The sequence below is a fragment of the Enterobacter sp. HG048 genome (assembly GCF_024702055.1).
GTDB lineage: Bacteria > Pseudomonadota > Gammaproteobacteria > Enterobacterales > Enterobacteriaceae > Enterobacter > Enterobacter dykesii.
Genome location: NZ_JANLIZ010000002.1, coordinates 97403 through 123385 on the forward strand (window position 1 = coordinate 97403; position 25983 = coordinate 123385).

A 25983-nucleotide genomic window follows, 5' to 3' on the forward strand; every position below is an offset into this window, starting at 1 on the left:
TCGCAAATGTAAAGTTCCTGTGGGCTGTGCCGATAACACCGTTAATAAATCTATGAGAAGGTGTTGTATGTTGAACCGTATCCGCGTTGTCACAATGCTCATGATGGTGCTGGTCATTTTCGCACTTCTTCAGCTCATCTCCGGCGGGCTTTTTTTCTCGTCATTAAAACAGAACCAGGACAGCTTCGCGGCCTCGAACGATCTCCGCCTGCAGCAGAGTGAACTCACGTCGACGTGGGATCTGATGCTGCAAACGCGTATCAACCTGAGCCGCTCGTCCGCGCGCATGATGATGGACCCCAACAATCAGCAGAGCAGCGCCAAAACCGATCTGTTGAAAAATGCCCGTGCCACCCTCGCTGACGCCGCTAAACATTACGACGCCTTTAAAAAGATTACCCCACAGCCTGCGATGGAGCAGGTGAGCCAGAACATTGACAAAAAATACAACGCTTACCATGCCGGTCTGGCAGAGCTGATTCAGTTCCTGGAGAGCGGCAATATGGACGCCTATTTCGCGCAGCCGACGCAGGGGATGCAAAACGCGCTCGGCGTAGCGCTGGGGGAATACGCGAAGGCCAGTGGCGATCTCTATCACTCGGCCTTTACGGCAAGCCAGAATGACTACCGCTTTGCGAAATGGCAGATGGCGGTGCTGGCGCTGGCGCTGGTTATTGTGCTGGTTGCGGTCTGGTACGGCATTCGCCATATCCTGCTGAACCCTCTCGGCCGCGTCATTGCCCACATTCGTGAAATTGCCGGCGGTGACCTGACCAAAACGCTGACCGTTTCCGGGCGCAATGAGATCACCGAGCTGGCAAACAGCGTTGACCATATGCAGCGTTCGTTAATCGAAACCGTCGCCAACGTGCGCAACGGGTCGGAGGCTATCTACACCGGCACCAGCGAAATTGCGATGGGGAATAACGATCTCTCATCCCGTACCGAGCAGCAGGCTTCCGCCCTGGAAGAGACGGCCGCCAGCATGGAGCAGCTCACCGCGACCGTGAAGCAGAACGCCGATAACGCCCGCCAGGCGTCTCAGCTGGCGGAAAGCGCCTCCGAGACGGCGCAGCGCGGCGGCCGCGTGGTGGATGGCGTGGTGAAAACCATGCACGAAATCGCCGACAGCTCGAAGAAAATCGCCGACATCATCAGCGTTATCGACGGCATTGCCTTCCAGACCAACATTCTGGCGCTGAACGCCGCCGTGGAAGCGGCGCGCGCGGGCGAACAGGGGCGCGGGTTTGCCGTGGTGGCCGGAGAAGTGCGCAACCTGGCCAGCCGCAGCGCCAACGCGGCCAAAGAGATCAAGTCCCTGATTGAAGATTCCGTCTCCCGCGTGGATACCGGCTCCGTGCTGGTGGAAAGCGCCGGTGAGACCATGAATGACATCGTGAATGCCGTCACCCGCGTGACGGACATCATGGGTGAAATCGCCTCTGCGTCCGATGAGCAGAGTCGTGGTATCGACCAGGTTGCCCTGGCGGTATCGGAAATGGATCGCGTGACACAGCAAAACGCCGCGCTGGTGCAGGAGTCCGCTGCGGCGGCCGCTGCCCTGGAAGACCAGGCGAGCCGTCTCAAGATGGCCGTCTCGGCGTTTCGTCTCGCTTCACTCGCTGGAAACACGGTCACCCCGCAGGCAACGTATCGCGCGCCAGCCGCTGAACAGGCTGCACTCCGTACGCGTACCGCGACGACCGGACAAGATGAAAACTGGGAAACATTTTGACTGACAATTAAACCGCGGCTGCTTGCCGCTTGATGGGAGCGTGGATGTTAAATCGTATTCGTATCTCGACCACACTGTTTTTGATTCTGATCCTTTGCGGTGTGTTGCAGGTTGGCAGTAACGGGTTGTCTTTTTGGGCGTTTCGCGATGGCTATCAGAATTTGCAGGAAGTTGAGGCGAGTAATCAGCAGCGCTCCGCACTGGCACAAACGCGTGCCGTGCTGTTGCAGGCAAGCACTGCGCTGAACAAGGCGGGAACCTTAACCGCGCTGAGTTATCCGCCGGATGACATTAAAGCGCTGATGGCCAACGCGCGCGACAGCCTGAAACAGGCTGACGCACAGTTTAAAGCCTTTACGGCGCAGGCCGCCGACAGCGAGAAAGAGAAGGCGCTGAAGACCGCCATGAAGACGAACTTTGAGCAGTGGTACAGCGATCTGGACCACCAGGCGACGTGGCTTGAGAACAACCAGCTTTCGGACTTTATGACCGCACCGGTTCAGGCCTCGCAGGCGGCGTTTGACGGCAGCTTTAACGCATGGCAGCAGGATATTAACCAGTCTGTTCAACGTGCCGGTGACCAGAGCCGCCAAAGCTATCACATGTCGGGCGTCATCTTTGCCGTGGTGGTGATTGTGGCAGGGTTGCTGACCGGTGCCGCGCTGCTCTGGTCGCGCAGAATGATTGTGCAGCCGCTGGCCATTATCAGCAGCCACTTCGACAGTATTGCGAAAGGGGACCTGGCGCGTCCGGTGGCGGTGTTCGGCAAGAACGAAATTTCGGCGATCTTTGCCAGCCTGAAGGCGATGCAGGGATCGCTGCGGGAAACGGTGAGCGACGTGCGGCAGGGCAGTTATGCCATGCACACCGGGATCTCTGAGATTGCAGCGGGTAACAACGATCTCTCGTCCCGCACCGAGCAGCAGGCGGCCTCGCTGGCGCAGACGGCGGCCAGCATGGAGCAACTGACCGCGACGGTAGGTCAGAACGCCGATAACGCGCGTCAGGCGTCTGACCTGTCAAAACAGGCGGCGATGACGGCAAAGAAAGGCGGGGACCAGGCGTCCCATGTCGCCAGCACCATGCAGGAGATTGCCACCAGCTCGCAGAAAATTGGTGACATCATCAGCGTGATTGACGGTATCGCGTTCCAGACCAACATTCTGGCGCTGAATGCCGCCGTGGAAGCGGCGCGCGCCGGTGAGCAAGGGCGCGGATTTGCGGTGGTGGCGGGGGAAGTGCGTAACCTGGCGAGCCGCAGCGCCAACGCGGCGAAAGAGATTAAGGTGCTGATCGAAGAGTCGGTCTCGCGCGTTCAGCAGGGCTCAACCCTTGTGGATACGGCGGCGAAAACCATGCACGAGATCGTCACCTCCGTGACGCGGGTCAACGACATCATGGGCGAGATCGCCTCGGCGTCGGACGAACAGCGTCGCGGGATTGAGCAGGTTGCCCAGGCTGTCAGCCAGATGGATCAGGTGACGCAACAGAACGCCTCGTTAGTTGAGGAAGCGGCAGCGGCAACCGATCAACTGGCCAGCCAGGCGGATCGTCTGACCGGACTGGTCGCGGTGTTTAATGTGAAAGAGCACGTTGAAGCAGTAACAGAAGTCGGGCGGTCGCAGGCCGTGCCAGTTGTATCCTGAATGTAATTAAGAAGGCGCTATGACATCACCAATGCCCCCTGGGCAAACGTCATTATTGTTGCAGATGACACAGCGCCTCGCGCTGTCCGACGCGCATTTTCGTCGGATATGTCAGTTAATCTACCAGCGTGCGGGGATCGTGCTTGCGGATCATAAGCGGGACATGGTCTACAACCGTCTGGTGCGGCGCTTGCGTACGCTGGGGCTGGATGATTTTGGCCGCTATCTGAGCATGCTCGAGGCGAACCAGAACAGCGCAGAGTGGCAGGCTTTTATTAACTCGTTAACCACCAACCTGACGGCGTTTTTCCGTGAAGCTCACCACTTCCCGGTTCTGGCCGAGCACGCCCGCCGTCGCACCGGGGAGTATCGCGTATGGAGCGCTGCCGCCTCGACGGGTGAAGAGCCGTACTCGCTGGCGATCACCCTTGCCGACACCCTGGGCATGGCACCCGGACGCTGGAAGGTCTACGCCAGCGATATCGATACCGAGGTGCTGGAGAAGGCGCGTAACGGCGTTTATCGCCAGGATGAACTGAAAACGCTGTCGCCGCAGCAGCTGCAGCGTTATTTCATGCGCGGCACGGGCCCGCATGAAGGCCTGGTGCGCGTACGCCAGGAGCTGGCGAACTGCGTCGAATTCGCGCCCGTTAACCTGCTGGATAAGCAGTACAACGTGCCGGGGCCGTTCGACGCCATTTTTTGCCGTAACGTCATGATCTATTTTGATAAAACGACGCAACAGGACATTCTGCGTCGGTTTGTTCCGTTGCTCAAGCCTGACGGTTTACTGTTTGCCGGGCACTCGGAAAACTTCAGCAACCTCGCGCGTGAGTTTAGCCTGCGTGGGCAAACGGTGTATGCGCTGAGTAAGGAAAAAGCATGAGTAAAATCAGGGTGTTGTCTGTCGATGATTCAGCGCTGATGCGTCAGATCATGACTGAAATTATCAATAGCCACAGCGACATGGAGATGGTGGCCACTGCGCCCGATCCTCTGGTAGCGCGGGATTTAATTAAAAAATATAACCCCGACGTGCTAACGCTGGATGTCGAGATGCCGCGCATGGATGGCATAGATTTCCTCGAAAAATTAATGCGGCTTCGGCCTATGCCGGTGGTAATGGTCTCCTCCCTGACCGGAAAAGGATCGGAAATTACCCTGCGCGCGCTGGAGCTGGGGGCGGTGGATTTTGTCACCAAACCTCAGCTCGGCATTCGCGAAGGGATGCTGGCGTACAGCGAAATGATCGCCGAGAAGATCCGCACCGCGTCGCGTGCGAAGCTTGCCGCCCACACGCCGATGGCTGCGCCTGCGACCCTGAAGGCCGGTCCCTTGCTCAGCTCGGAAAAACTGCTGGTCATTGGGGCGTCAACCGGAGGAACAGAGGCAATTCGTCATGTACTCCAGCCATTGCCGCTTTCAAGTCCTGGTATTCTGATCACGCAGCATATGCCGCCAGGCTTTACCCGTTCGTTCGCCGAACGCCTGAACAAGCTGTGCCAGATCAGCGTGAAAGAGGCGGAAGACGGCGAGCGCGTGCTCCCGGGACATGCCTATATCGCCCCGGGCGACAAGCATATGGAGCTGGCGCGCAGCGGTGCTAACTATCAAATCAAAATTCATGACGGACCGCCGGTCAACCGGCACCGTCCGTCGGTGGATGTGCTGTTTCATTCGGTGGCGAAACATGCGGGGCGCAACGCCGTTGGGGTGATCCTGACGGGGATGGGCAACGATGGTGCCGCCGGAATGCTTGCAATGCACCAGGCTGGCGCCTGGACGATTGCGCAGAATGAAGCAAGTTGTGTGGTGTTCGGCATGCCGCGCGAGGCCATCAATATGGGTGGCGTGAGCGAAGTGGTCGATCTTAGCCAGGTAAGCCAGCAGATGCTGGCGAAAATCAGTGCCGGACAGGCAATACGTATTTGACTCAGGAGTATTATTTTATGGCGGATAAAGAGCTTAAGTTTTTGGTTGTGGATGACTTTTCCACCATGCGTCGTATCGTGCGCAACCTGCTGAAAGAGCTGGGCTTCAACAACGTTGAAGAAGCAGAAGACGGCGTTGATGCGCTGAACAAACTGCAGGCTGGCGGGTTTGGTTTTGTTATCTCCGACTGGAACATGCCTAACATGGACGGTCTGGAACTGCTGAAAACCATTCGTGCCGATGCCGGAATGGCGTCTATGCCGGTTCTGATGGTTACCGCAGAAGCAAAAAAAGAGAACATCATCGCCGCTGCACAGGCGGGCGCAAGCGGCTATGTGGTGAAGCCATTCACGGCGGCAACCCTGGAAGAGAAGCTCGGTAAGATCTTCGAGAAACTCGGCATGTGAGGTGATGGAAATGTTGCAACCTGCTATGAAACCCGTTGAAGAACACTCGCCGAGCGACATCATCGTCCGCATCGGCAGCCTGACGCGCATGCTGCGTGACAGCCTGCGCGAGCTGGGGCTGGATCAGGCCATTGCCGAAGCCGCGGAAGCTATTCCTGATGCCCGCGATCGTCTGGACTATGTCGTGCAGATGACCGCTCAGGCCGCGGAGCGTGCGCTGAACAGCGTTGAAGCATCACAGCCGCACCAGGATGCGATGGAAAAGGGGGCGAAAGCCCTGAGCAAACGCTGGGACGAGTGGTTTGAGAACCCTATCGAGCTGGCGGATGCCCGCGAGCTGGTGACGGATACCCGTCAGTACCTGGGTGATGTGCCGGGCCACACCAGCTTCACCAACGCCCAGTTGCTGGACATCATGATGGCGCAGGATTTCCAGGACCTGACCGGTCAGGTGATCAAGCGTATGATGGATGTTATCCAGGAGATTGAGCGTCAGCTGCTGATGGTTCTGCTGGAGAACATTCCGGAACCAGCAGCCCGTCCAAAACGCGAGAACGAAAGCCTGCTCAATGGTCCACAGCTCGACGCCAGCAAGGCGGGCGTTGTGGCGAGCCAGGATCAGGTTGACGACCTGCTGGACAGCCTCGGCTTCTGATTGTTCTGATTACCCTCAGGCTGCGGCGTCAACCTGAGGGTAATTCAATTATCGAAGGTCCATCTTCACCGTCACGTTACCTTCAAAGCGGCCCGGGGCCGGGGGGGCATTCGTTGTGCCGACCGGCGCAGCCTGAATTTTGACCACACCGTTTCCCTGCTCGTCCATCGTCACCGGAAACTCATAGGTACCGTCCAGCGCAACGTTCTGACTGTTTTCATCATATACACGCACCCCGAGATCGTCCCTGTCCAGAAGTTTTGCAATGTACGGCGTACTGCTGTCCACCACGCCCTGATCTGCTGTGAGCGTAAGCTTTATCCGGTCCGTGTTTCCCACTGCGTTATCATCACAGTGATAGGCAATATCAACGTTTTTGAGGGCATAACGTTTTGGCGGTTGCCCCTTGATGACGAATTGCTTGCTGACAATGCCGCCAAACTCCACCTCAATGGTGCTGCCGGCGTTGATGATGCAGCTTAGCGGCGCAGATAGTGTGCCGCCAAACCAGATATCAGAGACCTGGTCAGCCTGCCCTGGATCGCAGCTTCCCCCCGAGCCGAAATAAAGACAGGAATAGTTTTGCGCGACGATCGTCGAAGGGATCACCTCTTCACCCAGGATGGGTTTTTTAATATGAAGCAGGATCGCAACGACGTTCCAGCGGAAATTACGCTTTTCTGTAGCGGCATTACCCGGCTGGCTGTCACTACTGCAAACGTTGGCATCTCCCTCCGTTTTGGCGAGTGCATTCTCGGTCGTGTTACGCATATTACTTCTGGACGTCGGGTATTCATTGACAGCTATCGGGGTCAATGAAGTGCCGTCCGGAGAGTTGATTGCATCCGCGTAGGCGGTGATATCGGCATCAATCTTTTCGGTCAAATAGCCGTATCCGTTTGTTCCCGGACTCAGCGGACTCCCGGCAAACGTTTTTTCATAGACCATGCTCGATGAAAACATATTTCCGGGACAGTCGCAGTTGGCCACTATCACCGGGCCATTGCCGACCAGATGATTAGGCACATCATAGTCATGATTGGCTATATTTTCGCTGGACGAAAACTCATGATCGAACGACGTGGTGTAGGCTTGCGGTGCACCGAAGCAGTTATGAAGTAAAGTCACCGCACCCCTGCACGGGCAGGTTGCGGTCAGGCTCAGTGCCGTTGCCAATGAAGCCCAGACGGCCTGTTTCTTGAGTATATTTCTCATGTGCTTATTCCTGCTGACAAAGCTCGCTAACCGAGCGAATACCGTTAGGGCTTTCGGTTTGGTTGGCTGACTGTTGCGTAATGCTGGCGCGGCACTGTTGGCCCTTGCCGTTGCCCCATTTCACGGTGAGCTGTGCGGTATCACCAAGGCCTGCCAGATAGACGGTACCGGTATCATCGACAATGCCGCTTATCACCGGGGCGCTACTGGTCGCGATGGCGCCGAAAGGAACGGGGAGGCCGTTTGGACGCTTCAGGGTGACCAACATCCGATAGCCTGTGTGAGCGTCAAACCTGGCCAACACCGCCGCGTTGCGCGAGGGAATGACGGTGATAGCGGTATCGCTGGTGTCTACATTTTCCGGCAGGCTCGAGGTATCAATACGAATATTGTTCTCCTGGTACGGAGTGAGCGATGGAATGACTGCGTTACCCTGCCAGTCGGTCTGAATACCACGCTGGTTCAGGAAACGGACGCCGGACGCGTCGTTGGCGTTGACGATAGCAAACTGGCTGCCCAGAGGCTGAGCCAGCGTGACTCCCTCAGGATGGGCAACAATACCGCCGCTAATGCCGTAATTAAGCTGCTGAGAGTCATCAGTGGAGGCGTAATATCCGGCGGTCAGGTTGGCGTATTGCGAACGGTAGCTGCCATAGACGCTGCTGATATCCTCCCCGTCGTGGTTGGAATGGCTCTGCTGCAACGAGTAGCTCAAACGCTCGTCGTCCAGCAGCGTGCCGCTGAGGCCCACGTTTTGCCGCGTATAGCCATTTTTAGTATTGCTGATGTTATAGCTACTCCAGGCGCGTGGCAGCCATCTGGCGAGAGGAATGCTAAATCCCAAAGAGACCATCCTGTCAGACTCTTCGTCGTTGGTTTTGCTGTACGTATAGGCCATGTGATAACTCGTGCCGGCAACAACGGTATTAAATCCAAACGACAGGCTGCGCTCTTTTTTAGTGGTGCCCCAATAGTCCTGCTGATAACCGTTAAGATACAGACTCGCCCCAGCAACGGTTTGGCTAATGCTGGCCTGAATGCGGTTGCGTTTATTGTAACGAAACAGCAGATCGTCTTCGTGGCCGTCACGCATTTGGTTGGCGTCGACAAAGCTGTAATATCCGCGGCTGGTGTATCGGTAGCTGCCGAGGCTGAAGTTGGTATCGGTCGAATCCAGTTTACCGGTATAAAGCAAACGCCATGACTGGCCGGTATGCTGGCTGTTATCGTCCAGGCGGGTATCGGCCAGGGTAACGTCAGCGGACAGCGAGCCCAGCGGCCCGAGCGCCATACCGGTACCGGTATTGGCTGCGTTATAGTCTTTCGAGAGCGTCAGCCCTCCAAACCAGGTGAAAAGGTTATTTAAACCGTAAATCATGCTTCCCTGGAAAAAGTCGGGTTCCTTTTGATCGCTCCCGCTTTCAGCACGATAACGGCCTGCCGTCATTTCGTACTTCATACGCCCAGGCCGCAGCATAACCGCAATACTGGAGTAGGGCTGCGTAAAGTGATGCTCGGTGCCGTCAGCCTCTTTCACCGTAACGTCCAGATCGCCGCTGTTGGTCGTGGAGTAGAGATCGTTGATCTCGAACTCACCCGGCGCGACGTTTTGCTGATAGATGAGATAGCCATTCTGGCGCACCGAGACTTTAGCATTTGAACTTGCGATGCCGCGTATGACAGGGGCATAGCCGCGTTGGCTATAGGGAAGCATCTCTTCATCTGACGCAAGGTTGACGCCCCGGTACTGTAAGCTATCAAATACCTCGCCCCGCGTGTTGCTTTCCCCGGCCGTGAACTGCGCCTTGAGGGCGTCAACGTCATGCTGCAGGAAGGTATTGATGTTTTCCCACAGGTTTTCACTGTCAGAATTGCTCCACGTTGAATAGTTGCGCACTCGCCAGCCTCCCAGGTTGGCGCCTGTGCGCAAATTCAGATACTGACTGGTGGCGCTGTTGTCACCGCTCTCCTTATTTTTTGATCCTGAGAAAGCGTAGTCACTGAACAACACGGGGACACCGTCGTCCCAGCGCGAAGGATCGATGTAATCGCGACTGGTACCACTTAACGCGGCCTGAGGAATACTCAACGCTAATGTCATGGTTGAAAACTCAAGCCGCGCGGAGGCCAGAGGGATATAGTTGCTGATATCTTCAGGCAAAGCCTTATTTGCGGGTAACGCAAGCAAGGCGGGATACCGATCGATAGCAATCCCCCATGCCCGCAGCATATCCGGTGTGAGCTGCGGTATCAGTGACCCTTCCGGGGAACTGACGTAAGCGATATTGGTGGTGCTGAGGCGGCGTTCGTTCACCTGCACTCGTGAAGAATAGGTGCCGGGTAGCTGAGCATTCGACTTTGAAAAGAGTGAAAGGTCGATATCCTGCTGAGCCAGCATGTCTCCTTCAAGCGATGAGGGAGAGAAACGATACTCACGGGCCAGCGTCGAGAAGCTCGCGATGAGCAAGACACCGCCAAGGCAGCGAAGAAGCGGATTCAGTCTGAAGCGCCGCTCGTATGACAACTCATTACGTCCTGTCATCATCGAGGTCTTTTAATCCTGCGCCAGGGGGGTGGTGTATTTTTCTGAAGCATTGCCGTAATCGGTTATGCAGCGCCAGGTGACACTCGTCCCCTGAGCATTGCCAGGGAGAGGAATGTCAGCGCGGGATTTAGGGGCAACCATGTCGGCTTTTTCCACTTTGTGCGCACCCAGCGCAAGTGAATCAAAGACGCTGTAGAACGCCCCTGCGTTGATGACGGTGAGTTGCTGACCATGACGAGCAAATCGCAGGTTTTTGCAGGATTCAGAGGGCGTACCGCTCAGTCCGACAGGACGCCAGAACAGTTTCAGACGCGTTTTATAGATTAACCGCAGGACGTTTTTGTCATCCTCATCCGTAGCCGTGGCAGGGACGGTTCGCACGTTCATATAGAACAAAGATTCTTTATCCCCGGATAAGGCTGTCCCGTTCCAGGTAATGCGCAGGCTTTGCTCTTTTTGCGGATCGAGTCGAAAGAGAGGCGGTGTCACGATAAACGGTCCGTGCGTTTTACCATCACCCGTATCCGTCCAAGACTGTATTAACCATGGAAGCTCTTTATCATTATTTTGTAAGGGCAGGGCAACTTCCTTTTTCGCGGCATCGTAGATTATGCGTGTGCGACCTATCTGAATACCTGCTGCGTGACAAAAAGTGCTTGCGATGACAGGAATACATAATAAGACATGGAGTGATATGCGCATAGTGAAACCTTTAATAAAGGAGGGTGAGGCGAAATGATATTAGTCCGAATACGGATTCGGACTAATATCAGATCATGACTCCTTAAACGTCATGAGGCCTAAATCTATTTATATCATGAATGTCAGTAATGCATTTATTAACGGTAAAGAATATTTACCGTCATATCAGCGTCTGCCGGACCGGCCGTAACCGCAGTTGCAAATGATTTATAGCGAGCATTAAAATCAGCTTTAATCGTATCTTCGGGTTTTGACGCCAGTTCGATATAGACCTGCCCTTCGGCGCCGTCCATCGTGATGAGCTTATCATCTTTACCCGCCAGGCTGACGGCAACGCCGATACCGGTGGCCGCGGTATCGCCCGTGGTGGTAATTTTACTGACGTCCAGCAGCGTTTTGGCCTTGGTCAGGGTTGTTGGGCCGTTAAAGGTCAGCTGTACAGCCGGAAGCCCATCGCTTTGCAATGGGCAGTTGGCAAGCGTGATGGAGAATGGCATAAGTGCACTTTCCGTCCCAACAGCAGTAAACAATGATATTGGATAGGTACCCAGCAGGACAGTACTGTCCGTATCATTGTCACCCTGAATCGTGCAGCTTGATTCGATAATTTCACCCGTGAAGTGAATAGTGCCGGCATTCATTTCTGCGGCGAAGCTATTCATCGACAGTATTGCAAGGGCTAAGCCCGCAATAATATTCTTTTTGAAATCCATCTTAATTTTCCCTTTACGTAAAAAAGAAATGTCTGGCATAAATTTTGCTTTCTAGTGAAAAGTATATTACGCCGCGTGAAATTATAACATTTAATATTCTACTGGTAAGTGAGTTTCAGGGCTAATGTTATATGCATTAATTCATTTTTGGATTGTGTGTGGTAATGAATTATGTGGTTTAAATTTCCCTGAATTATTGAATTTACATATTTATATCATTCCTGCAATACCAGGTAGTTAAAATTGACGGCTATGTTAATTTCCTTTCGAAATTTTTTTTAGAGTAAACGTTCTTTTGAACTGCGCTTAATTCATTTTGTAATATGAAGCGGATCACAAAAGCTGGACTCTATTTTTCGGTTATTACTTGTTCGCTCTTCTCTCACCCAACGTGCGGAGTGTGGGCTTAAACTGGATAAAAAGACCCGGTTATAGGGGTTTATCAGCCCATTGATCAAAGGCTGTGCTGGCATGATACCCGTGACGTAATGGGCTGAGCATGCACTGTGGCAGAAGAGAACGACGACAAAACGGAAGCCCCCACACCCCACCGACTAGAAAAGGCGCGTGAGGAAGGGCAGATCCCCCGATCCCGAGAATTAACCTCCCTGCTGATCCTTATCGTAGGGGTGTGCATTATCTGGTGGGGCGGGGAGTCGCTCGCCCGCAAGCTGGCGGGAATGTTGTCCACCGGCTTACGTTTTGACCACAGCATGGTCAACGATCCGAATCTGATCCTCAGCCAGATTATTCAGCTTATCAAAGGGGCCATGGTCGCACTGTTGCCCCTGATTACCGGGGTCGTGCTGGTCGCGCTGGTCTCACCGGTGATGCTCGGCGGTCTGGTTTTCAGTGCCAAATCGCTGCAGCCAAAATTTTCCAAACTGAACCCGCTGTCGGGTATTGCGAAAATGTTCTCTGCGCAGACCGGGGCTGAGCTGCTTAAAGCCGTTCTCAAATCGGTGCTGATGGGCAGTTCTGCGGGGTTTTACCTCTGGTACCACTGGCCGGAAATGATGCGTCTTATCAGCGAATCGCCTCTCACCGCGATGAGCAACGCGCTGAATCTGGTTGGGCTCTGCGCGCTGCTGGTGGTGCTCAGCATTATCCCGATGGTGGGTTTTGACGTGATCTTCCAGCTTTATACCCACTTCAAAAAGCTGCGTATGTCGCGTCAGGATATCCGTGACGAATATAAGCAGATGGAAGGTGACCCGCACGTAAAAGGGCGCATCCGCCAGATGCAGCGTGCCGCCGCCCGTCGCCGCATGATGGAAGATGTGCCGAAGGCCGACGTCATCGTCACCAACCCGACGCACTATTCCGTTGCGCTGCGCTATGACGAAAACAAAATGAGCGCGCCGAAGGTCGTCGCGAAAGGGGCCGGACTGATCGCACTGCGCATCCGGGAAATTGGCACTGAAAACCGCGTGCCGATCCTCGAAGCCCCTCCGCTGGCGCGTGCCCTGTACCGCCATGCGGACATTGGACAACAGATCCCGGGACAACTCTACGCCGCGGTGGCGGAAGTGCTGGCCTGGGTGTGGCAGTTGAAGCGCTGGCGTCTGGCTGGCGGTCAGCGGCCTGTGAAACCTGAGAACCTTCCGGTGCCTGCAGCGCTGGATTTTATGAACGAGAAGGACACTGATGGCTAATCTGGTGGCAATGTTGCGCCTGCCCGGCAACCTGAAATCGACCCAATGGCAGATCCTTGCCGGACCGATTCTGATCCTGCTAATTCTGTCGATGATGGTACTGCCGCTCCCGGCATTCATCCTCGATCTGCTTTTCACTTTCAATATCGCGCTGTCGATTATGGTGCTGCTGGTGGCGATGTTCACCCAGCGTACCCTGGAGTTCGCCGCATTCCCGACCATTCTGCTGTTTACCACCTTGCTGCGACTGGCGCTGAACGTCGCGTCCACGCGTATCATCCTGATGGAAGGTCACACCGGTGCGGCAGCGGCAGGTAAAGTGGTGGAGGCGTTCGGCCACTTCCTGGTGGGCGGCAATTTCGCTATCGGTATCGTGGTGTTCGTTATCCTCGTTATCATCAACTTTATGGTTATCACCAAAGGTGCAGGGCGTATCGCGGAAGTGGGCGCGCGTTTTGTGCTGGACGGGATGCCGGGCAAACAGATGGCGATCGACGCCGACCTGAACGCCGGCCTTATCGCCGAAGATGAAGCCAAAAAACGCCGTTCGGAAGTGACGCAGGAGGCGGACTTCTACGGCTCCATGGACGGTGCGAGTAAGTTTGTGCGCGGTGACGCCATCGCGGGCATTCTGATCATGGTGATTAACGTGGTCGGCGGCCTGCTGGTGGGGGTATTGCAGCACGGGATGGACATGGGCCACGCGGCGGAAAGCTATACGCTGCTGACCATTGGTGACGGTCTGGTCGCGCAGATCCCGGCGCTGGTTATCTCCACGGCGGCGGGTGTGATTGTGACCCGCGTGAGTACCGACCAGGACGTTGGCGAGCAGATGGTGGGCCAGCTCTTCAGCAACCCGCGCGTGATGCTGCTGGCCGCTGCGGTTCTGGGTTTGCTCGGTCTGGTGCCGGGTATGCCAAACCTCGTCTTCCTGCTGTTTACGGCGGGTCTGCTGGGGCTTGCCTGGTGGATGCGTGGCCGTGAAATCAAACCGGCAGCGGAACCTGTTCAGGTAAAAATGCCGGAGAATACCCAGGCCGTCGAAGCGACCTGGAACGACGTTCAGCTGGAAGATTCCCTGGGAATGGAAGTTGGCTATCGCCTGATCCCGATGGTCGATTTCCAGCAGGATGGCGAGCTGCTTGGCCGTATCCGCAGTATCCGTAAAAAATTCGCGCAGGATATGGGCTTCCTGCCGCCGGTTGTACACATCCGCGACAATATGGACCTGCCGCCCGCGCGCTATCGCATTCTCATGAAAGGGGTCGAAATCGGCAGCGGTGATGCCTATCCGGGCCGCTGGCTGGCGATTAACCCGGGTACCGCCGCAGGCACCCTGCCGGGCGAGCAAACCATCGATCCGGCCTTTGGCCTGGCCGCTATCTGGATTGAAAGTGCGCTGAAAGAGCAGGCGCAGATCCAGGGGTATACGGTTGTTGAAGCCAGTACCGTGGTGGCAACCCATCTTAATCACCTGATCGGGCAATTCTCTGCAGAGCTGTTTGGCCGTCAGGAAGCGCAGCAGCTGCTGGACCGCGTCACGCAGGAGATGCCGAAGCTGACGGAAGACCTGGTCCCGGGCGTGCTGACCTTAACCACGCTGCACAAGGTGCTGCAAAACCTGCTCGAAGAGAAAGTGCCGATCCGCGATATGCGCACCATTCTCGAAACCCTTGCCGAGCATGCGCCGATCCAAAACGATCCGCACGAGCTGACGGCGGTGGTACGCGTTGCGCTGGGCCGCGCGATCACCCAGCAGTGGTTCCCGGGAACCGGAGAGGTGCAGGTCATTGGCCTCGATACGCCGCTTGAACGCCTGCTGCTGCAGGCCCTGCAGGGCGGGGGCGGCCTGGAGCCGGGCCTGGCGGATCGTCTGCTGGCGCAAACGCAGGAGGCGCTGACGCGTCAGGAGATGCTGGGGGCGCCGCCGGTGCTGCTGGTGAACCATGCGCTACGTCCGCTGCTGTCGCGCTTCCTGCGTCGTAGCCTGAACCAGCTGGTCGTGCTGTCGAATCTGGAGCTGTCGGATAACCGTCATATCCGCATGACCGCGACGATTGGAGGAAAATAATGGGTAAATGGATCTGGATTTTGCTTTTCCCTTTGGTGGCGCAGGCTGCTGGGGAGGGCACGTGGCAGGCAAGCAGCATGGGAGTGACCCTCAGCAACCGGGGTGTTGCCATGTCATCTAACCCGCTGGCACCTGCTGAAGAGGTTTCCGGTCTGATGGGCCTTGTGGTCTGGAATTACCGGCTGATTGGCCCAACACCCGCAGGCCTGCGAGTGCGCCTCTGCTCTCAGACGCGCTGCACGGAAATCGACGGTGAAAATGGCACGACGCAGGCGTTCAACGGCGTACCGGCCATTGAACCTTTGCGTTTCATCTGGGAAGTGCCGGGCGGGGGGCGCTTAATCCCGGCGCTGAAAGTCCAGAGTAATTCCGTCATCGTGAACTATCGCTAACACCCTGCCTTTTCACCAGCCATCAGGACATTCTGATGGCTGGCTCTCAAAACTGACCTCTCCTTTTGATCAAATAGAAACGCTGTTTTATAAATCAGTGACGCGCGTGACCCTACCCTTTGTATTTTTGCCATACACCCTCTCTGGAGTGGCAGAAACAGAAAGGTATCAACAGGTCGATGCATTTACTGTAGCCGTATAAAAGCTCCCGGACGAAGCGCGTTTGCAGGGAGTCTCCTGAAACTGATTAGGGCTGACGGCAATGAAAACACGTAAAATTGGACTCGCGAATTATCTTGCTTACGGGTCAGGCGATTTTCTCGGGGCGGGTACCACGGCCCTGACGGCGGCCTGGCTTTTATATTTTTATACCACCTTCTGCGGGCTTTCACCGATCGAAGCAACGTTCATCTTTGCAGCGGCAAGGGTGCTGGATGCCGTCGTTAGCCCGTTGATGGGCTTTTTAACCGATAACTTTGGTACGACTTGGCTCGGCAAGCGCTTTGGCCGTCGTAAGTTCTTTATCCTGCTGGGGATCCCGTGCGTGTTCAGCTACTCGCTGATGTGGGTTGGGGACATGAGCTTCGGGTACTACCTGCTGACCTATCTGGTGTTTGATATTGTTTACACCATGATTCTGGTGCCGTACGAAACGCTGGTGCCGGAAATGACCGATGACTTTAAGCAGAAAACCAAGTTCTCCGGGGCGCGTATCGCTATGGCCCAGATGTCCGCCATTCTGGCTTCCTTCCTGCCGGGGATCCTGTTGACCTGGTTCGGGAAAGACAACGCGGTTTCCTTCTTCTACGCAAGCCTGGTCTTCTCCGTGCTCTGCGCGCTGATGCTGACCTTCGTCTGGTGCTTCACCTGGGAACGCCCGCGCGAAGAGTGGTCTGAAGCGGCGCTGCGTGCTGAAGAAGAGAAGAAGAAGCTGACGCTGGGGCAGAGCCTCAACCGCCTGATCGTTGAGCTCAGCTCCACGCTGCGCATCAAGATTTTCCGTCAGCATCTGGGCATGTACCTCGGCGGCTATATCGCGCAGGACGTGTTTAACGCGGTATTCACCTACTACGTGGTGTTCGTGCTGATGCAGGAAGCGTCAGTGGCGTCCAGTTTGCTGGGCACGATGGCCATCTTCCAGTTCCTTGCGGTTATCGCCATGATCCCGCTGTGTATCCGCTTCGGGCCTGCGCCGTCCTACCGCATGGTGGTGGTGCTGTTTGGCCTGGCGTCAATTTCCTACGCCGTGCTCTATTACGCGGGCCTGAGCGACGTTTACGCTCTGCTGTTGCTGATCTCTGCGGTGGCTGGGCTGGGGCGCGGCGGTATCAACTATGTGCCATGGAATACCTACACGTACATTGCTGACGTGGATGAAGCGATCACCGGCCAGCGCCGCGAAGGGATCTTCGCGGGCATCATGACCCTGACCCGTAAGGCCTCACAGGCCGGTGCGGTGATGCTGGTGGGCATTGTGATGCAGATGTCCGGCTTTGTCAGCGGTCAGAAAGTGCAGCCTGCGGAAGTGAGCCACACCATTTTGACGATCCTGAGCGTGGGCACCATCCTGGTGCTGTTCTGCGGCTTCCTCGTTTCCCTGCGCTTCAGGCTCAATTTGCAGACCCACAGCACGCTGCGCGAGGAGACCGCGAAAATGCGTGAGTGTGGTCATGCGATGCCTGAGTCAGCGACGCCACACGCCCGCGCCACCGTCGAGATGCTGGCCGGTATGCCTTATGAGTCACTGTGGGGCAATAACAACATCGGCTATCTGAATCGCAACAAGCCAGCGGCACCTTCGCTGAAGGATCGCGCGGTACTGAATTCGACATACAACAGAGGTTAAGATGATGAAAGTTTGGCCTGTCAAACATAGCCCGTTACTGCGTCAGCCAGAGCGCTTTATCGCCCGGGACGAGCTGAAATCGCTGATTCAAAAGGTGACGCATAGTCTGGTCAATATCCAAGATAAAACGGGTGAATTTTTGCTGCGGCTGGACGACGGGCGCGTGATCGACACCAAAGGCTGGGCCGGATGGGAGTGGACGCACGGCGTTGGCCTGTACGGTATCTGGCAGTATTACTGCCAGACCGGCGATGAAGGTATGCGAGACATTATCGACAGCTGGTTTGCCGACCGCTTTGCGGAAGGCGCGACCACCAAAAACGTGAATACCATGTCGCCGTTCCTTACGCTGGCTTATCGCTACGAAGAGACCAAAAATCAGGCCTGGCTGCCGTGGCTGGAAAGCTGGGCGGAATGGGCGATGGCCGAGATGCCGCGCACGGAACACGGCGGGATGCAGCACATCACCCTGGCGGAAGAAAACCATCAACAGATGTGGGATGACACGCTGATGATGACGGTGCTGCCGCTGGCGAAAATCGGCAAGCTGCTCAATAAGCCGGAGTACGTTGAAGAGGCGGTCTATCAGTTCCTGCTGCACGTGCAGAACCTGATGGACCGGGAGACCGGGCTGTGGTTCCACGGCTGGAGCTATGACGGTAATCATAACTTTGCCCGTGCCCGCTGGGCGCGCGGCAACAGCTGGCTCACCATCGTCATCCCGGACTTCCTTGAGCTGGTGGATCTGCCGGAAAGCAACGCGGTGCGCCGCTACCTGGTGCAGGTATTGAATGCGCAGATTGCCGCGCTGGCGAAATATCAGGACGACAGCGGGCTATGGCATACGCTGCTCGACGATCCACATTCTTATCTTGAGGCGTCCGCCACGGCAGGGTTTGCCTACGGCATTCTGAAAGCCGTGCGCAAGCGCTACGTTGGCGCGGAGTATGCCGAAGTGGCAGAAAAAGCGATTCGCGGTATCGTCAAAAATATTTCGCCGGAAGGCGAGCTGTTGCAAACGTCGTTCGGCACGGGCATGGGCAGCGATCTTGAGTTTTATCGCCAGATCCCGCTGACGTCTATGCCGTACGGACAGGCGATGGCGATTCTCTGTTTGACGGAATATTTACGGAAGTATTTCTGATAAGAAAAAACCCGGCGCTTGCCGGGTTTTTTGTATTACATGCGTTCTACGGTTTCGATACCCAGGGTATCCAGACCCAGCTTCAGGGTCTTCGCCGTGAGCTGCGCCAGCTTCAGGCGGCTGTTGCGGACCGATTCGTTTTCCGCAGACAGAATAGGGCAGTGTTCGTAGAAGCCGGAGAACAGACCCGCCAGATCGTACAGGTAAGCACACATCACGTGCGGCGTGCCGTCACGCGCGACAACCGTCAGCGTCTCTTCAAACTGCAGCAGGCGCGCCGCCAGCTGTGCTTCACGATCTTCCGTGATGGTCACTGTCGCATTCGCCAGTACGTTTTCATCAATGTTCGCCTTACGGAACACCGAGAGCACGCGGGTGTAGGCATACTGCATGTAAGGCGCCGTGTTGCCTTCAAACGCCAGCATGTTATCCCAGTCGAAGATATAGTCGGTGGTACGGTTCTTGGAGAGATCCGCGTATTTCACCGCACCGATACCCACGGCGTTGGCCAGTTTTTCCAGCTCGTCGGCAGGCATGTCCGGGTTCTTCTCGGCCACCAGACGGCGGGCGCGCTCCAGCGCTTCGTCCAGCAGGTCGGACAGCTTCACGGTTCCGCCCGCACGGGTTTTGAACGGCTTGCCATCTTTACCCAGCATCATGCCGAACATGTGGTGTTCAAGCGGCACGCAATCCGGCACGTAACCGGCTTTACGCACGATGGTCCACGCCTGCATCAGGTGCTGGTGCTGACGGGAGTCGATGTAGTACAGCACGCGGTCGGCATGCAGCGTTTCGTAACGGTATTTCGCGCAGGCGATGTCTGTCGTGGTGTAGAGATAGCCGCCATCCTTTTTCTGGATGATCACGCCCATCGGTTCGCCTTCCTTGTTTTTGTACTCATCAAGGAACACCACCGTTGCGCCTTCGCTCTCTACCGCCAGGTTTTTCGCTTTCAGGTCAGCCACAATGCCGGGCAGCATTGGGTTATAGAGACTTTCACCCATCACGTCGTCACGGGTCAGGGTAACGTTCAGACGGTTATAGGTCAGCTGGTTCTGAGACATGGTGATATCAACCAGCTTGCGCCACATCTCGAGGAAGTATTGGTCGCCGCCCTGCAGTTTAACCACGTAGCTGCGCGCGCGCTCGGCAAAGGCTTCGTCTTCGTCGTAGTGTTTTTTGGCTTCGCGGTAGAACCCTTCCAGGTCCGCCAGCGCCATTTCACCCGCGTTTTCCTGCTGCTGTTTTTCCAGGTAAGCAATCAGCATGCCGAACTGGGTGCCCCAGTCGCCCACGTGGTTCGCGCGGATCACCTTGTGACCGAGGAACTCGAGCGTGCGCACCGCGGCATCACCGATGATAGTGGAACGCAGGTGGCCAACGTGCATCTCTTTCGCCACGTTCGGGGCAGAGTAGTCGATCACGACGGTCTGCGCCTCCGGCTGGGAAACACCCAGACGGTCAGATTTCAGCGCTGCGTCAACGTGGCTTGCCAGGAACGCAGGTTCCAGGAAGATATTGATGAAGCCCGGGCCGGCGATTTCGGTTTTGCTGGCAATGCCGGAAAGATCCAGATGCGTCAGTACCTGCTCAGCGAGCTGTCGCGGCGGCATGCCCAGTTTTTTAGCCACTGCCATCACGCCATTAGCCTGATAGTCGCCAAACTGTACTTTTGCTGACTGACGAACCTGCGGTTCGCAATCCGCAGGCGCGCCTGCGGCAATCAGTGCCTGACTGACTTTTTCGGAGAGAAGAGCCTGAATATTCACCTGGATACCTTACGTTTTTGGATGCGGGCTTACAACCGCCCGCGCCAGTTAAAGAATTTAGGGCGGGAGTATACTGCAAATGCCCTCTGGCGTCAGCATTGCGGGGCCTGAAGATTGCTCAGAATCCAGGCGGTGAAGGTGTGCATAATCATGCAGTCGCAAAAAACCGGATTCTGCGGTTGGTCAAAACAGGGCAACAGAGTAAATTAGCGGCTTTGCGACATGAAAAGAGAGTGACTTATGGCGAACTGGCAATCCATTGACGAACTGCATGATATTTCCGCAGATTTACCGCGCTTTACCCAGGCGTTCACAGAACTTGCCACCCGTCTCGGTCTGGATATCGCGCCGCTTGAGGCCGATCACATCTCTTTGCGCTGTCATCAGAATGCCACCGCCGAGCGCTGGCGTCGCGGGTTCGAACGGTGCGGCGAGTTGCTGTCCGAGAACATCATTAACGGTCGCCCTATTTGCCTGTTCAAACTGCATCAGCCGGTCAACGTGGCGCACTGGCAATTCACCGTGGTTGAACTGCCGTGGCCGGGCGAGAAACGCTATCCGCACGAAGGCTGGGAACATATCGAAATTGTCCTGCCGGGTGAGCCGGAGATGTTGAACGCGCGCGCGCTGGCCCTCCTTTCTGACGAAGGCTTAAGCCAGCCGGGAATTTTTGTGAAGACGAGTTCACCCAAAGGCGAGCGCGAGCGGTTACCTAATCCGACGCTGGCCGTCACTGACGGACAGGTCACGGTGAAGTTTCATCCGTGGACCATTGAGCAGATCGTTGCCAGCGAAGCGTAAGAGATGTGAGTTCACGCCGGGACTGAAAACGGACGGCGTGTCATGGTGTTTCGTTTAGTGGAGTTTCAGGAGGATTAAATGGCGCTGCTGGAGATTTGTTGTTACAGCGTGGAGTGTGCCGTGACCGCGCAAAAGCACGGGGCTGACCGCATTGAACTGTGTGCGGCACCCAAAGAGGGCGGGCTGACGCCGTCATACGGCGTGTTGAAGTCTGCACGTCAGGCCGTCACCATTCCCGTTCACCCGATTATTCGTCCGCGCGGTGGTGATTTTTGTTACACGGCGGGCGAGTTCAGTGCCATGCTTGATGATATCGCGCTCGTTCGGGACCTGGGGTTTCCTGGCCTGGTGACCGGCCTGCTGGATGAAGACGGCAATATCGATATACCGCGCATGCGTCAGATTATGAGCGCCGCGCAGGGGCTGGCAGTCACTTTTCATCGCGCATTTGATATGTGTAAAGATCCGCTTCAGGCCTTTGAAACGCTTGGAGAACTTGGCGTGGCGCGCATCCTGACATCGGGTCAGCAGGCGTCAGCTGAAAAAGGACTGCAATTAATTACGGAACTAAAAGCACATTCCGGTGTTCCAATAATAATGGCGGGTGCGGGAGTCCGCGCCAGCAATCTGGAACGGTTTTTAAACGCCGGGGTAGAAGAGCTGCACAGCTCCGCGGGTAAATGGATACCTTCGCCCATGCGTTATCGCAATACAGGATTGTCAATGTCGACGGATGCTGAAGCGGATGAGTATTCACGCTATGGCGTAGAGGGAGAGTCGGTTGCGGAAATGAAGTCGCTGATTGAGCGCCATCACGTGTAGCAACGTACCGATTTTTACCGCGCATCATGTCGCCCAATATGATGCTTGCTTGTACCAGGCCCCTGCAATTTCAACAGGGGCCTTTTTTTCTCCTGCGCCCGGTGGCACTTCGCTTACCGGGCCTGCAAAATCGTGCGTAGGCCGGGTAAGACGTAGCCGCCACCCGGCTAAAGGACTACGGCTTGGTCGCAATCAACACCGCACGCATCGGAGCCGGATAGCCTTCGATGGTTTTGCTGTGGTCGGCCGGGTCGAGGAACTGCTCCAGCGATTCGGTGATCATCCAGTCGGTGCGGCGCTGTTCCTCGAGCGAGGTCACGCTGACGTCGGCAATCCGCACATCCACAAACCCGCACTTCTCCAGCCAGTTCTTCAGCGCCAGCGCGGAAGGGATGAAGTAAACGTTGCGCATCTGCGCGTAGCGATCGCCCGGGACCAGAACGGCATGTTCATCGCCTTCAATTACCAGCGTTTCCAGCACCAGCTCGCCCCCGCTGACCAGCTGATCCTTCAGTTGCCACAGGTGTTCAAGCGGGGAACGACGGTGGTACAGCACGCCCATGGAGAAGACGGTATCAAAGGCTTTAAGGGCAGGGAGCTGTTCGATGCCCAGCGGCAGCAGGTGCGCGCGCTGGTCGTTACCCAGCAGCTTGCGCACCGCTTCAAACTGGCACAGGAACAGCTGCATCGGGTCAATACCTACCGCCAGATGCGCCCCTGCGCCAATCATGCGCCACATGTGATAGCCGCTGCCGCAGCCGACGTCCAGAATGGTGCGCCCGGTCAGGTCGGAAAGGTGAGGCAGAACGCGATCCCATTTCCAGTCCGAGCGCCATTCGGTATTGATGTTCACGCCGTAAAGTGAAAACGGCCCTTTACGCCACGGCATCAGGTTACGCATCAGCGTTTCGATGCGGTTGATCTGTCCGGCCGGGAGCGGCTCTTCGCTCTCGGCGGTGACGCTGTGCAGAAGATCCAGACGATGCGGGGTCAGTTCGGGCAGATACTCCACCGCGTTTGACCACTGCTTTAACAGGCCGTGCTGCTGATCGCGCTGCCAGGCGGCAATCTGCGCGGGCAAGGTTTCCAGCCAGTGGGAGAGCTGGTTTTTGGCAATCAGCTGATAGAAATTACTGAATTCGATCATGCGGACTCTCCCGCTTTCAGCGCCACCAGAGAGCCAAAGTTAAAGCACTGGAACCACAGTTCGCTGTGCTCAAATCCGGCTTTGCTCAGACGCGCTTTGTGGGTTTCTACGGAATCCGTCAGCATCACGTTTTCGAGCATGCTGCGCTTCTGGCTGATCTCCAGCTCGCTGTAGCCGTTCGCCCGTTTGAAATCGTGGTGCATATTAAACAGCAGTTCGCCAACCTCGGCATCTTCGAAGCTGAATTTCTCCGAGAGCACCAGCGCGCCGCCGGGATTCAGCCCCTGATAAATTTTGTCGAGCAGCAGCTGGCGGTCATCAGGCACCAGGAACTGCAGGGTGAAATTCAGCACCACCATCGACGCGTTATTGATCTCAATCTCGCGGATATCGCCTTCCACCACGTCTACCGGAACAGGGGCTTTATACGCGTCAATATGGCGACGGCAGCGCTCAACCATGGCCGGGGAGTTATCGACGGCGATGATTCGGCAGCCTTCGTGGTGAACGTTACGACGAACCGACAGCGTTGCCGCGCCGAGCGAGCAGCCCAGGTCATAGACCTGCGTGCCGGGTTGAACGAAGCGCTCAGCCAGCATGCCGATCATAGAGATAATATTGGAATAACCGGGAACAGAGCGCTGGATCATATCCGGGAAGACTTCGGCTACCCGTTCATCGAAGGTCCAGTCGCCCAGGCTGGCGATAGGCGCGGAAAAAAGCGTGTCGCGATCTGACATAACGTAAAAATCCGGGAAAAATAAAGTGGCGTATTGTGCGCTAATGGAGGGAGAAAACCAACTCCCACGGCATATACCACAGGTTAGCCAGCACCATCAGCAAAAGCGAACACCAGGTCGCACTCATGCCGGAACGACGCCAGCGGATTAAGCGGTGGTGAAAACCGTAATAGTGCATCAGGCGGCCAGCAATAAGAAGCAAGCCACAGATGTGCACCATCCAGGTTTCTGCGCCATTCATCTCCATAAACAGCAGCAGGATTAAGGCTGCGGGGATGTATTCGACCGCGTTGCCATGAATGCGGATAGCGCTTTGTAGCTCGGAAAATCCGCCGTCACCGTAAGAGACGCGGTACAGCGTTCTGAGGCGCACAACATCAAATGAAAACTTAATCAGCAGTAATGCACCTAACACCGCATACAGCGCGCTGACCATACAAACTCCCTGTTTTTGGCAGATGGCACTTCACTATGATAGGGGGTGATATCAGAAAAGAGAAGATTGTTGTGGGATGGAAGGGGCGCTGCCCACGGACGGCACCGCAGCCTGCAAGGCCTGCCACAGAGCATCGACCAGTTCGGGCGCCTGGGCGATATCCGGCGTATGCAAAAAGAGATACGGCGTAGTGGTGTGTTCCCACTTCGCTAACGTTTGCAGCCAGACGGCGAACATTGCCTGGTTTTGCTGCATGTTATCGCTGCCGATATACCTGACCATTGGGTTATGCGCGGTCACGATGGCGTGAACCGGCACTTTCGGTTTTTTACGCTGAGCCTCAACGATGGCTTCGCTATGGGGGACAGCGCTGTGCACCGGGCGGCTATCGAGGATCACCCGGTTAACGGAACGCTCGAGCAGGCCGCGATTGAGCGCTTTTTCCGCTTCGCCCTTGGCAAAAAATTCAGGATGCCTGACTTCAACGCCGTAGGTGAATTCGCGGGGCAGGGCATCAAGGAACTGCCAGAGCGCAGGCAAATCGCGCGGGCCAAACGTGGCGGGTAGCTGGATCCAGTACTGACCGATGCGGTTCGCCAGCGGCGACATGCGCGTAAAAAACTCTTCGGTCAAATCCCCGCAGTTGCGCAGCGCGGCCTGGTGGGAAATGGTGGCCGGAAACTTAAAGCAGAAGCAGAAGTCATCGGTCGTTTGCTCTCGCCAGCGTGCAACAATCTCGGCTTTCGGGAGCGCATACAGGGTGGTGTTACCCTCGACACAGTTGAAGTGCCGGGCATACTCCTCAAGGCTGGTGATGCCAAGTCGCACCCATTTCGGGTGCGACCACTGGGGCAGGCCTACGTACATCATAGCGCGCTGACAATCTCATCAGTGCTGCGCACGCGGCCGATGCGCGGGAAGATATGGGTCATGCTGCCCTGATGCTGTTCCGCGGAAGCCGCGCTGCAGGCATCTTCGGCGATCACCAGGTTAAAGCCCAGCTCCCACGCGTTGCGGGCGGTAGATTCCACGCCGATATTAGTGGAAATGCCGCACAGGATGATGGTGTCGATGCCGCGACGGCGGAGCTGCAGTTCAAGATCGGTGCCGTAGAATGCGCCCCACTGACGTTTGGTCACTTCAATATCGCTGTCGCGTTTACCCAGCGAGGCCGGGTACGTCCACCAGTTTTCCGGCAGGGCGCGTGCAGGAGCCTGGGCATCAACGGGCTGTTTTAACGCTTCGGCGTAATCAGCAGACCAGCCGACGCGCACCATGGCCACAGGCGCACCGCTGGCACGACATGTTTCCGCCAGGCGAGCTGCGCGGTTGAGCACATCATCCGCGGTATGCGGGCCGCCAGCGAAGGGCAGAATGCCTTCCTGTAAATCAATCACGACAAGCGCGGTTTTACTGGCATCAAGTGTTAACATCGTTACTCCCGTTAAATGAATCACTTCCAGACACCATACGACGTGATGGCCTGTTCCTGGGCGGATAATTTTGTTAATTTTTGTGAGAATGCGCAATAAGAGTGCAGCAAACGACCGCCAGGCCGTGGTTCGCTCTTATCGTCCGGCGGAATTTCCAGTATAATAGCCGCCTTTTTT

At 56.2% G+C, this 25983-nt stretch carries 23 protein-coding genes; 13 read left to right on the forward strand and 10 right to left on the reverse strand.

The window, feature by feature from the left end; translation table 11 throughout:
• Positions 1-67 precede the first annotated feature (67 nt).
• Genes tar through cheZ form a run of 6 tightly spaced genes read left to right on the forward strand, consistent with a single transcriptional unit; the run spans position 68 to position 6375 of the window.
• A complete protein-coding gene (gene tar, locus NUX24_RS03805) occupies positions 68-1735 on the forward strand; it encodes a methyl-accepting chemotaxis protein II (RefSeq protein WP_257830044.1) in 1668 nt (555 codons plus the stop codon).
• 44 nt (positions 1736-1779) lie between these two features.
• The gene (gene tap / locus NUX24_RS03810; RefSeq protein ID WP_257830045.1) at positions 1780-3381 is read left to right on the forward strand and encodes a methyl-accepting chemotaxis protein IV; all 1602 of its coding nucleotides are present in this window, start codon (positions 1780-1782) and stop codon (positions 3379-3381) included.
• A gap of 19 nt (positions 3382-3400) precedes the next feature.
• The gene (gene cheR, locus NUX24_RS03815) at positions 3401-4267 is read left to right on the forward strand and encodes a protein-glutamate O-methyltransferase CheR (RefSeq protein WP_014884342.1); all 867 of its coding nucleotides are present in this window, start codon (positions 3401-3403) and stop codon (positions 4265-4267) included.
• The gene (locus NUX24_RS03820) at positions 4264-5313 is read left to right on the forward strand and encodes a chemotaxis response regulator protein-glutamate methylesterase (RefSeq protein WP_008500430.1); all 1050 of its coding nucleotides are present in this window, start codon (positions 4264-4266) and stop codon (positions 5311-5313) included. The genes cheR and NUX24_RS03820 overlap by 4 nt, the downstream gene beginning before the upstream one ends.
• Before the next feature lie 17 nt (positions 5314-5330).
• Entirely contained in the window at positions 5331-5720 is a 390-nt protein-coding gene (gene cheY / locus NUX24_RS03825; protein ID WP_008500431.1) for a chemotaxis response regulator CheY, read from the forward strand.
• A gap of 10 nt (positions 5721-5730) precedes the next feature.
• The gene (gene cheZ, locus NUX24_RS03830) at positions 5731-6375 is read left to right on the forward strand and encodes a protein phosphatase CheZ (RefSeq protein ID WP_023312251.1); all 645 of its coding nucleotides are present in this window, start codon (positions 5731-5733) and stop codon (positions 6373-6375) included.
• A 48-nt stretch (positions 6376-6423) separates the two neighbouring features.
• Here the strand turns inward: cheZ and NUX24_RS03835 are convergent, their stop codons facing one another.
• The 4 genes from NUX24_RS03835 to NUX24_RS03850 form a co-directional block, all read right to left on the reverse strand.
• Positions 6424-7590, reverse strand: coding sequence for a fimbrial protein (locus NUX24_RS03835; protein WP_257830046.1), 1167 nt, complete (start codon positions 7588-7590; stop codon positions 6424-6426).
• Positions 7591-7594: 4 nt separating this feature from the next.
• Positions 7595-10135 carry a fimbria/pilus outer membrane usher protein gene (locus NUX24_RS03840; protein ID WP_257830047.1) on the reverse strand — a complete coding sequence of 847 codons (2541 nt, stop codon included), beginning with the start codon at positions 10133-10135 and terminating at the stop codon, positions 7595-7597.
• 9 nt (positions 10136-10144) lie between these two features.
• Complete coding sequence (locus tag NUX24_RS03845; RefSeq protein ID WP_257830048.1) at positions 10145-10837, reverse strand: molecular chaperone; 693 nt, start codon at positions 10835-10837, stop codon at positions 10145-10147.
• 137 nt (positions 10838-10974) lie between these two features.
• Positions 10975-11589: a fimbrial protein gene (locus NUX24_RS03850; RefSeq protein WP_308280933.1), complete on the reverse strand. Its 615-nt coding sequence runs from the start codon at positions 11587-11589 to the stop codon at positions 10975-10977.
• A 467-nt stretch (positions 11590-12056) separates the two neighbouring features.
• On the opposite strand from NUX24_RS03850, the gene flhB reads away from it, so the two are divergent.
• From flhB to NUX24_RS03875, 5 genes are all read left to right on the forward strand, one after another.
• Entirely contained in the window at positions 12057-13205 is a 1149-nt protein-coding gene (flhB, locus tag NUX24_RS03855; protein WP_047652336.1) for a flagellar biosynthesis protein FlhB, read from the forward strand.
• Positions 13198-15276 carry a flagellar biosynthesis protein FlhA gene (gene flhA, locus NUX24_RS03860; RefSeq protein ID WP_193806452.1) on the forward strand — a complete coding sequence of 693 codons (2079 nt, stop codon included), beginning with the start codon at positions 13198-13200 and terminating at the stop codon, positions 15274-15276. Before flhB ends, flhA begins: the two co-directional genes overlap by 8 nt.
• Complete coding sequence (locus NUX24_RS03865; protein ID WP_047652334.1) at positions 15276-15668, forward strand: flagellar protein FlhE; 393 nt, start codon at positions 15276-15278, stop codon at positions 15666-15668. The genes flhA and NUX24_RS03865 overlap by 1 nt, the downstream gene beginning before the upstream one ends.
• A gap of 262 nt (positions 15669-15930) precedes the next feature.
• The gene (locus NUX24_RS03870) at positions 15931-17514 is read left to right on the forward strand and encodes an MFS transporter (RefSeq protein WP_257830049.1); all 1584 of its coding nucleotides are present in this window, start codon (positions 15931-15933) and stop codon (positions 17512-17514) included.
• A gap of 4 nt (positions 17515-17518) precedes the next feature.
• On the forward strand, positions 17519-18658 hold the full coding sequence (locus tag NUX24_RS03875; RefSeq protein ID WP_257830174.1) for a glycoside hydrolase family 105 protein: 1140 nt from the start codon (positions 17519-17521) through the stop codon (positions 18656-18658).
• A gap of 35 nt (positions 18659-18693) precedes the next feature.
• Here NUX24_RS03875 and argS read toward each other — a convergent pair whose 3' ends face one another.
• A complete protein-coding gene (gene argS, locus NUX24_RS03880) occupies positions 18694-20427 on the reverse strand; it encodes an arginine--tRNA ligase (RefSeq protein WP_045404452.1) in 1734 nt (577 codons plus the stop codon).
• Between the two features lie 240 nt (positions 20428-20667).
• On the opposite strand from argS, the gene NUX24_RS03885 reads away from it, so the two are divergent.
• Together NUX24_RS03885 and cutC are read left to right on the forward strand one after the other, a co-directional pair.
• Positions 20668-21228 (forward strand): VOC family protein, encoded by a 561-nt coding sequence (locus NUX24_RS03885; protein ID WP_257830050.1) that lies wholly within the window; start codon positions 20668-20670, stop codon positions 21226-21228.
• A gap of 78 nt (positions 21229-21306) precedes the next feature.
• Complete coding sequence (gene cutC, locus NUX24_RS03890) at positions 21307-22050, forward strand: copper homeostasis protein CutC (RefSeq protein WP_045355966.1); 744 nt, start codon at positions 21307-21309, stop codon at positions 22048-22050.
• 175 nt (positions 22051-22225) lie between these two features.
• Here cutC and cmoB read toward each other — a convergent pair whose 3' ends face one another.
• Genes cmoB through NUX24_RS03915 form a run of 5 tightly spaced genes read right to left on the reverse strand, consistent with a single transcriptional unit; the run spans position 22226 to position 25806 of the window.
• Entirely contained in the window at positions 22226-23197 is a 972-nt protein-coding gene (cmoB, locus tag NUX24_RS03895) for a tRNA 5-methoxyuridine(34)/uridine 5-oxyacetic acid(34) synthase CmoB (RefSeq protein WP_045887969.1), read from the reverse strand.
• Positions 23194-23937 carry a carboxy-S-adenosyl-L-methionine synthase CmoA gene (gene cmoA / locus NUX24_RS03900; RefSeq protein ID WP_193806461.1) on the reverse strand — a complete coding sequence of 248 codons (744 nt, stop codon included), beginning with the start codon at positions 23935-23937 and terminating at the stop codon, positions 23194-23196. The genes cmoB and cmoA overlap by 4 nt, the downstream gene beginning before the upstream one ends.
• Positions 23938-23977: 40 nt before the next feature.
• Positions 23978-24373 carry an MAPEG family protein gene (locus tag NUX24_RS03905; RefSeq protein WP_021240443.1) on the reverse strand — a complete coding sequence of 132 codons (396 nt, stop codon included), beginning with the start codon at positions 24371-24373 and terminating at the stop codon, positions 23978-23980.
• Positions 24374-24424: 51 nt separating this feature from the next.
• Positions 24425-25243, reverse strand: coding sequence for a DUF72 domain-containing protein (locus NUX24_RS03910; RefSeq protein WP_257830051.1), 819 nt, complete (start codon positions 25241-25243; stop codon positions 24425-24427).
• The gene (locus NUX24_RS03915) at positions 25240-25806 is read right to left on the reverse strand and encodes a hydrolase (protein ID WP_257830052.1); all 567 of its coding nucleotides are present in this window, start codon (positions 25804-25806) and stop codon (positions 25240-25242) included. The genes NUX24_RS03910 and NUX24_RS03915 overlap by 4 nt, the downstream gene beginning before the upstream one ends.
• Positions 25807-25983 lie beyond the last annotated feature (177 nt).

Coding starts and splice junctions, on each gene's coding strand:
- NUX24_RS03820 (WP_008500430.1), top strand. CDS start 4,264: ATGAGTAAAATCAGGGTGTTGTCTGTCGATGATTCAGCGCTGATGCGT.
- NUX24_RS03870 (WP_257830049.1), top strand. CDS start 15,931: ATGAAAACACGTAAAATTGGACTCGCGAATTATCTTGCTTACGGGTCA.
- cheY (WP_008500431.1), top strand. CDS start 5,331: ATGGCGGATAAAGAGCTTAAGTTTTTGGTTGTGGATGACTTTTCCACC.
- NUX24_RS03845 (WP_257830048.1), bottom strand. CDS start 10,837: ATGCGCATATCACTCCATGTCTTATTATGTATTCCTGTCATCGCAAGC.
- NUX24_RS03885 (WP_257830050.1), top strand. CDS start 20,668: ATGGCGAACTGGCAATCCATTGACGAACTGCATGATATTTCCGCAGAT.
- NUX24_RS03915 (WP_257830052.1), bottom strand. CDS start 25,806: ATGTTAACACTTGATGCCAGTAAAACCGCGCTTGTCGTGATTGATTTA.
- NUX24_RS03835 (WP_257830046.1), bottom strand. CDS start 7,590: ATGAGAAATATACTCAAGAAACAGGCCGTCTGGGCTTCATTGGCAACG.
- NUX24_RS03910 (WP_257830051.1), bottom strand. CDS start 25,243: ATGATGTACGTAGGCCTGCCCCAGTGGTCGCACCCGAAATGGGTGCGA.
- NUX24_RS03850 (WP_308280933.1), bottom strand. CDS start 11,589: ATGCCAGACATTTCTTTTTTACGTAAAGGGAAAATTAAGATGGATTTC.
- NUX24_RS03905 (WP_021240443.1), bottom strand. CDS start 24,373: ATGGTCAGCGCGCTGTATGCGGTGTTAGGTGCATTACTGCTGATTAAG.
- NUX24_RS03865 (WP_047652334.1), top strand. CDS start 15,276: ATGGGTAAATGGATCTGGATTTTGCTTTTCCCTTTGGTGGCGCAGGCT.
- tar (WP_257830044.1), top strand. CDS start 68: ATGTTGAACCGTATCCGCGTTGTCACAATGCTCATGATGGTGCTGGTC.
- tap (WP_257830045.1), top strand. CDS start 1,780: ATGTTAAATCGTATTCGTATCTCGACCACACTGTTTTTGATTCTGATC.
- cmoA (WP_193806461.1), bottom strand. CDS start 23,937: ATGTCAGATCGCGACACGCTTTTTTCCGCGCCTATCGCCAGCCTGGGC.
- flhA (WP_193806452.1), top strand. CDS start 13,198: ATGGCTAATCTGGTGGCAATGTTGCGCCTGCCCGGCAACCTGAAATCG.
- NUX24_RS03840 (WP_257830047.1), bottom strand. CDS start 10,135: ATGATGACAGGACGTAATGAGTTGTCATACGAGCGGCGCTTCAGACTG.
- cutC (WP_045355966.1), top strand. CDS start 21,307: ATGGCGCTGCTGGAGATTTGTTGTTACAGCGTGGAGTGTGCCGTGACC.
- cheR (WP_014884342.1), top strand. CDS start 3,401: ATGACATCACCAATGCCCCCTGGGCAAACGTCATTATTGTTGCAGATG.
- cmoB (WP_045887969.1), bottom strand. CDS start 23,197: ATGATCGAATTCAGTAATTTCTATCAGCTGATTGCCAAAAACCAGCTC.
- NUX24_RS03875 (WP_257830174.1), top strand. CDS start 17,519: ATGAAAGTTTGGCCTGTCAAACATAGCCCGTTACTGCGTCAGCCAGAG.
- cheZ (WP_023312251.1), top strand. CDS start 5,731: ATGTTGCAACCTGCTATGAAACCCGTTGAAGAACACTCGCCGAGCGAC.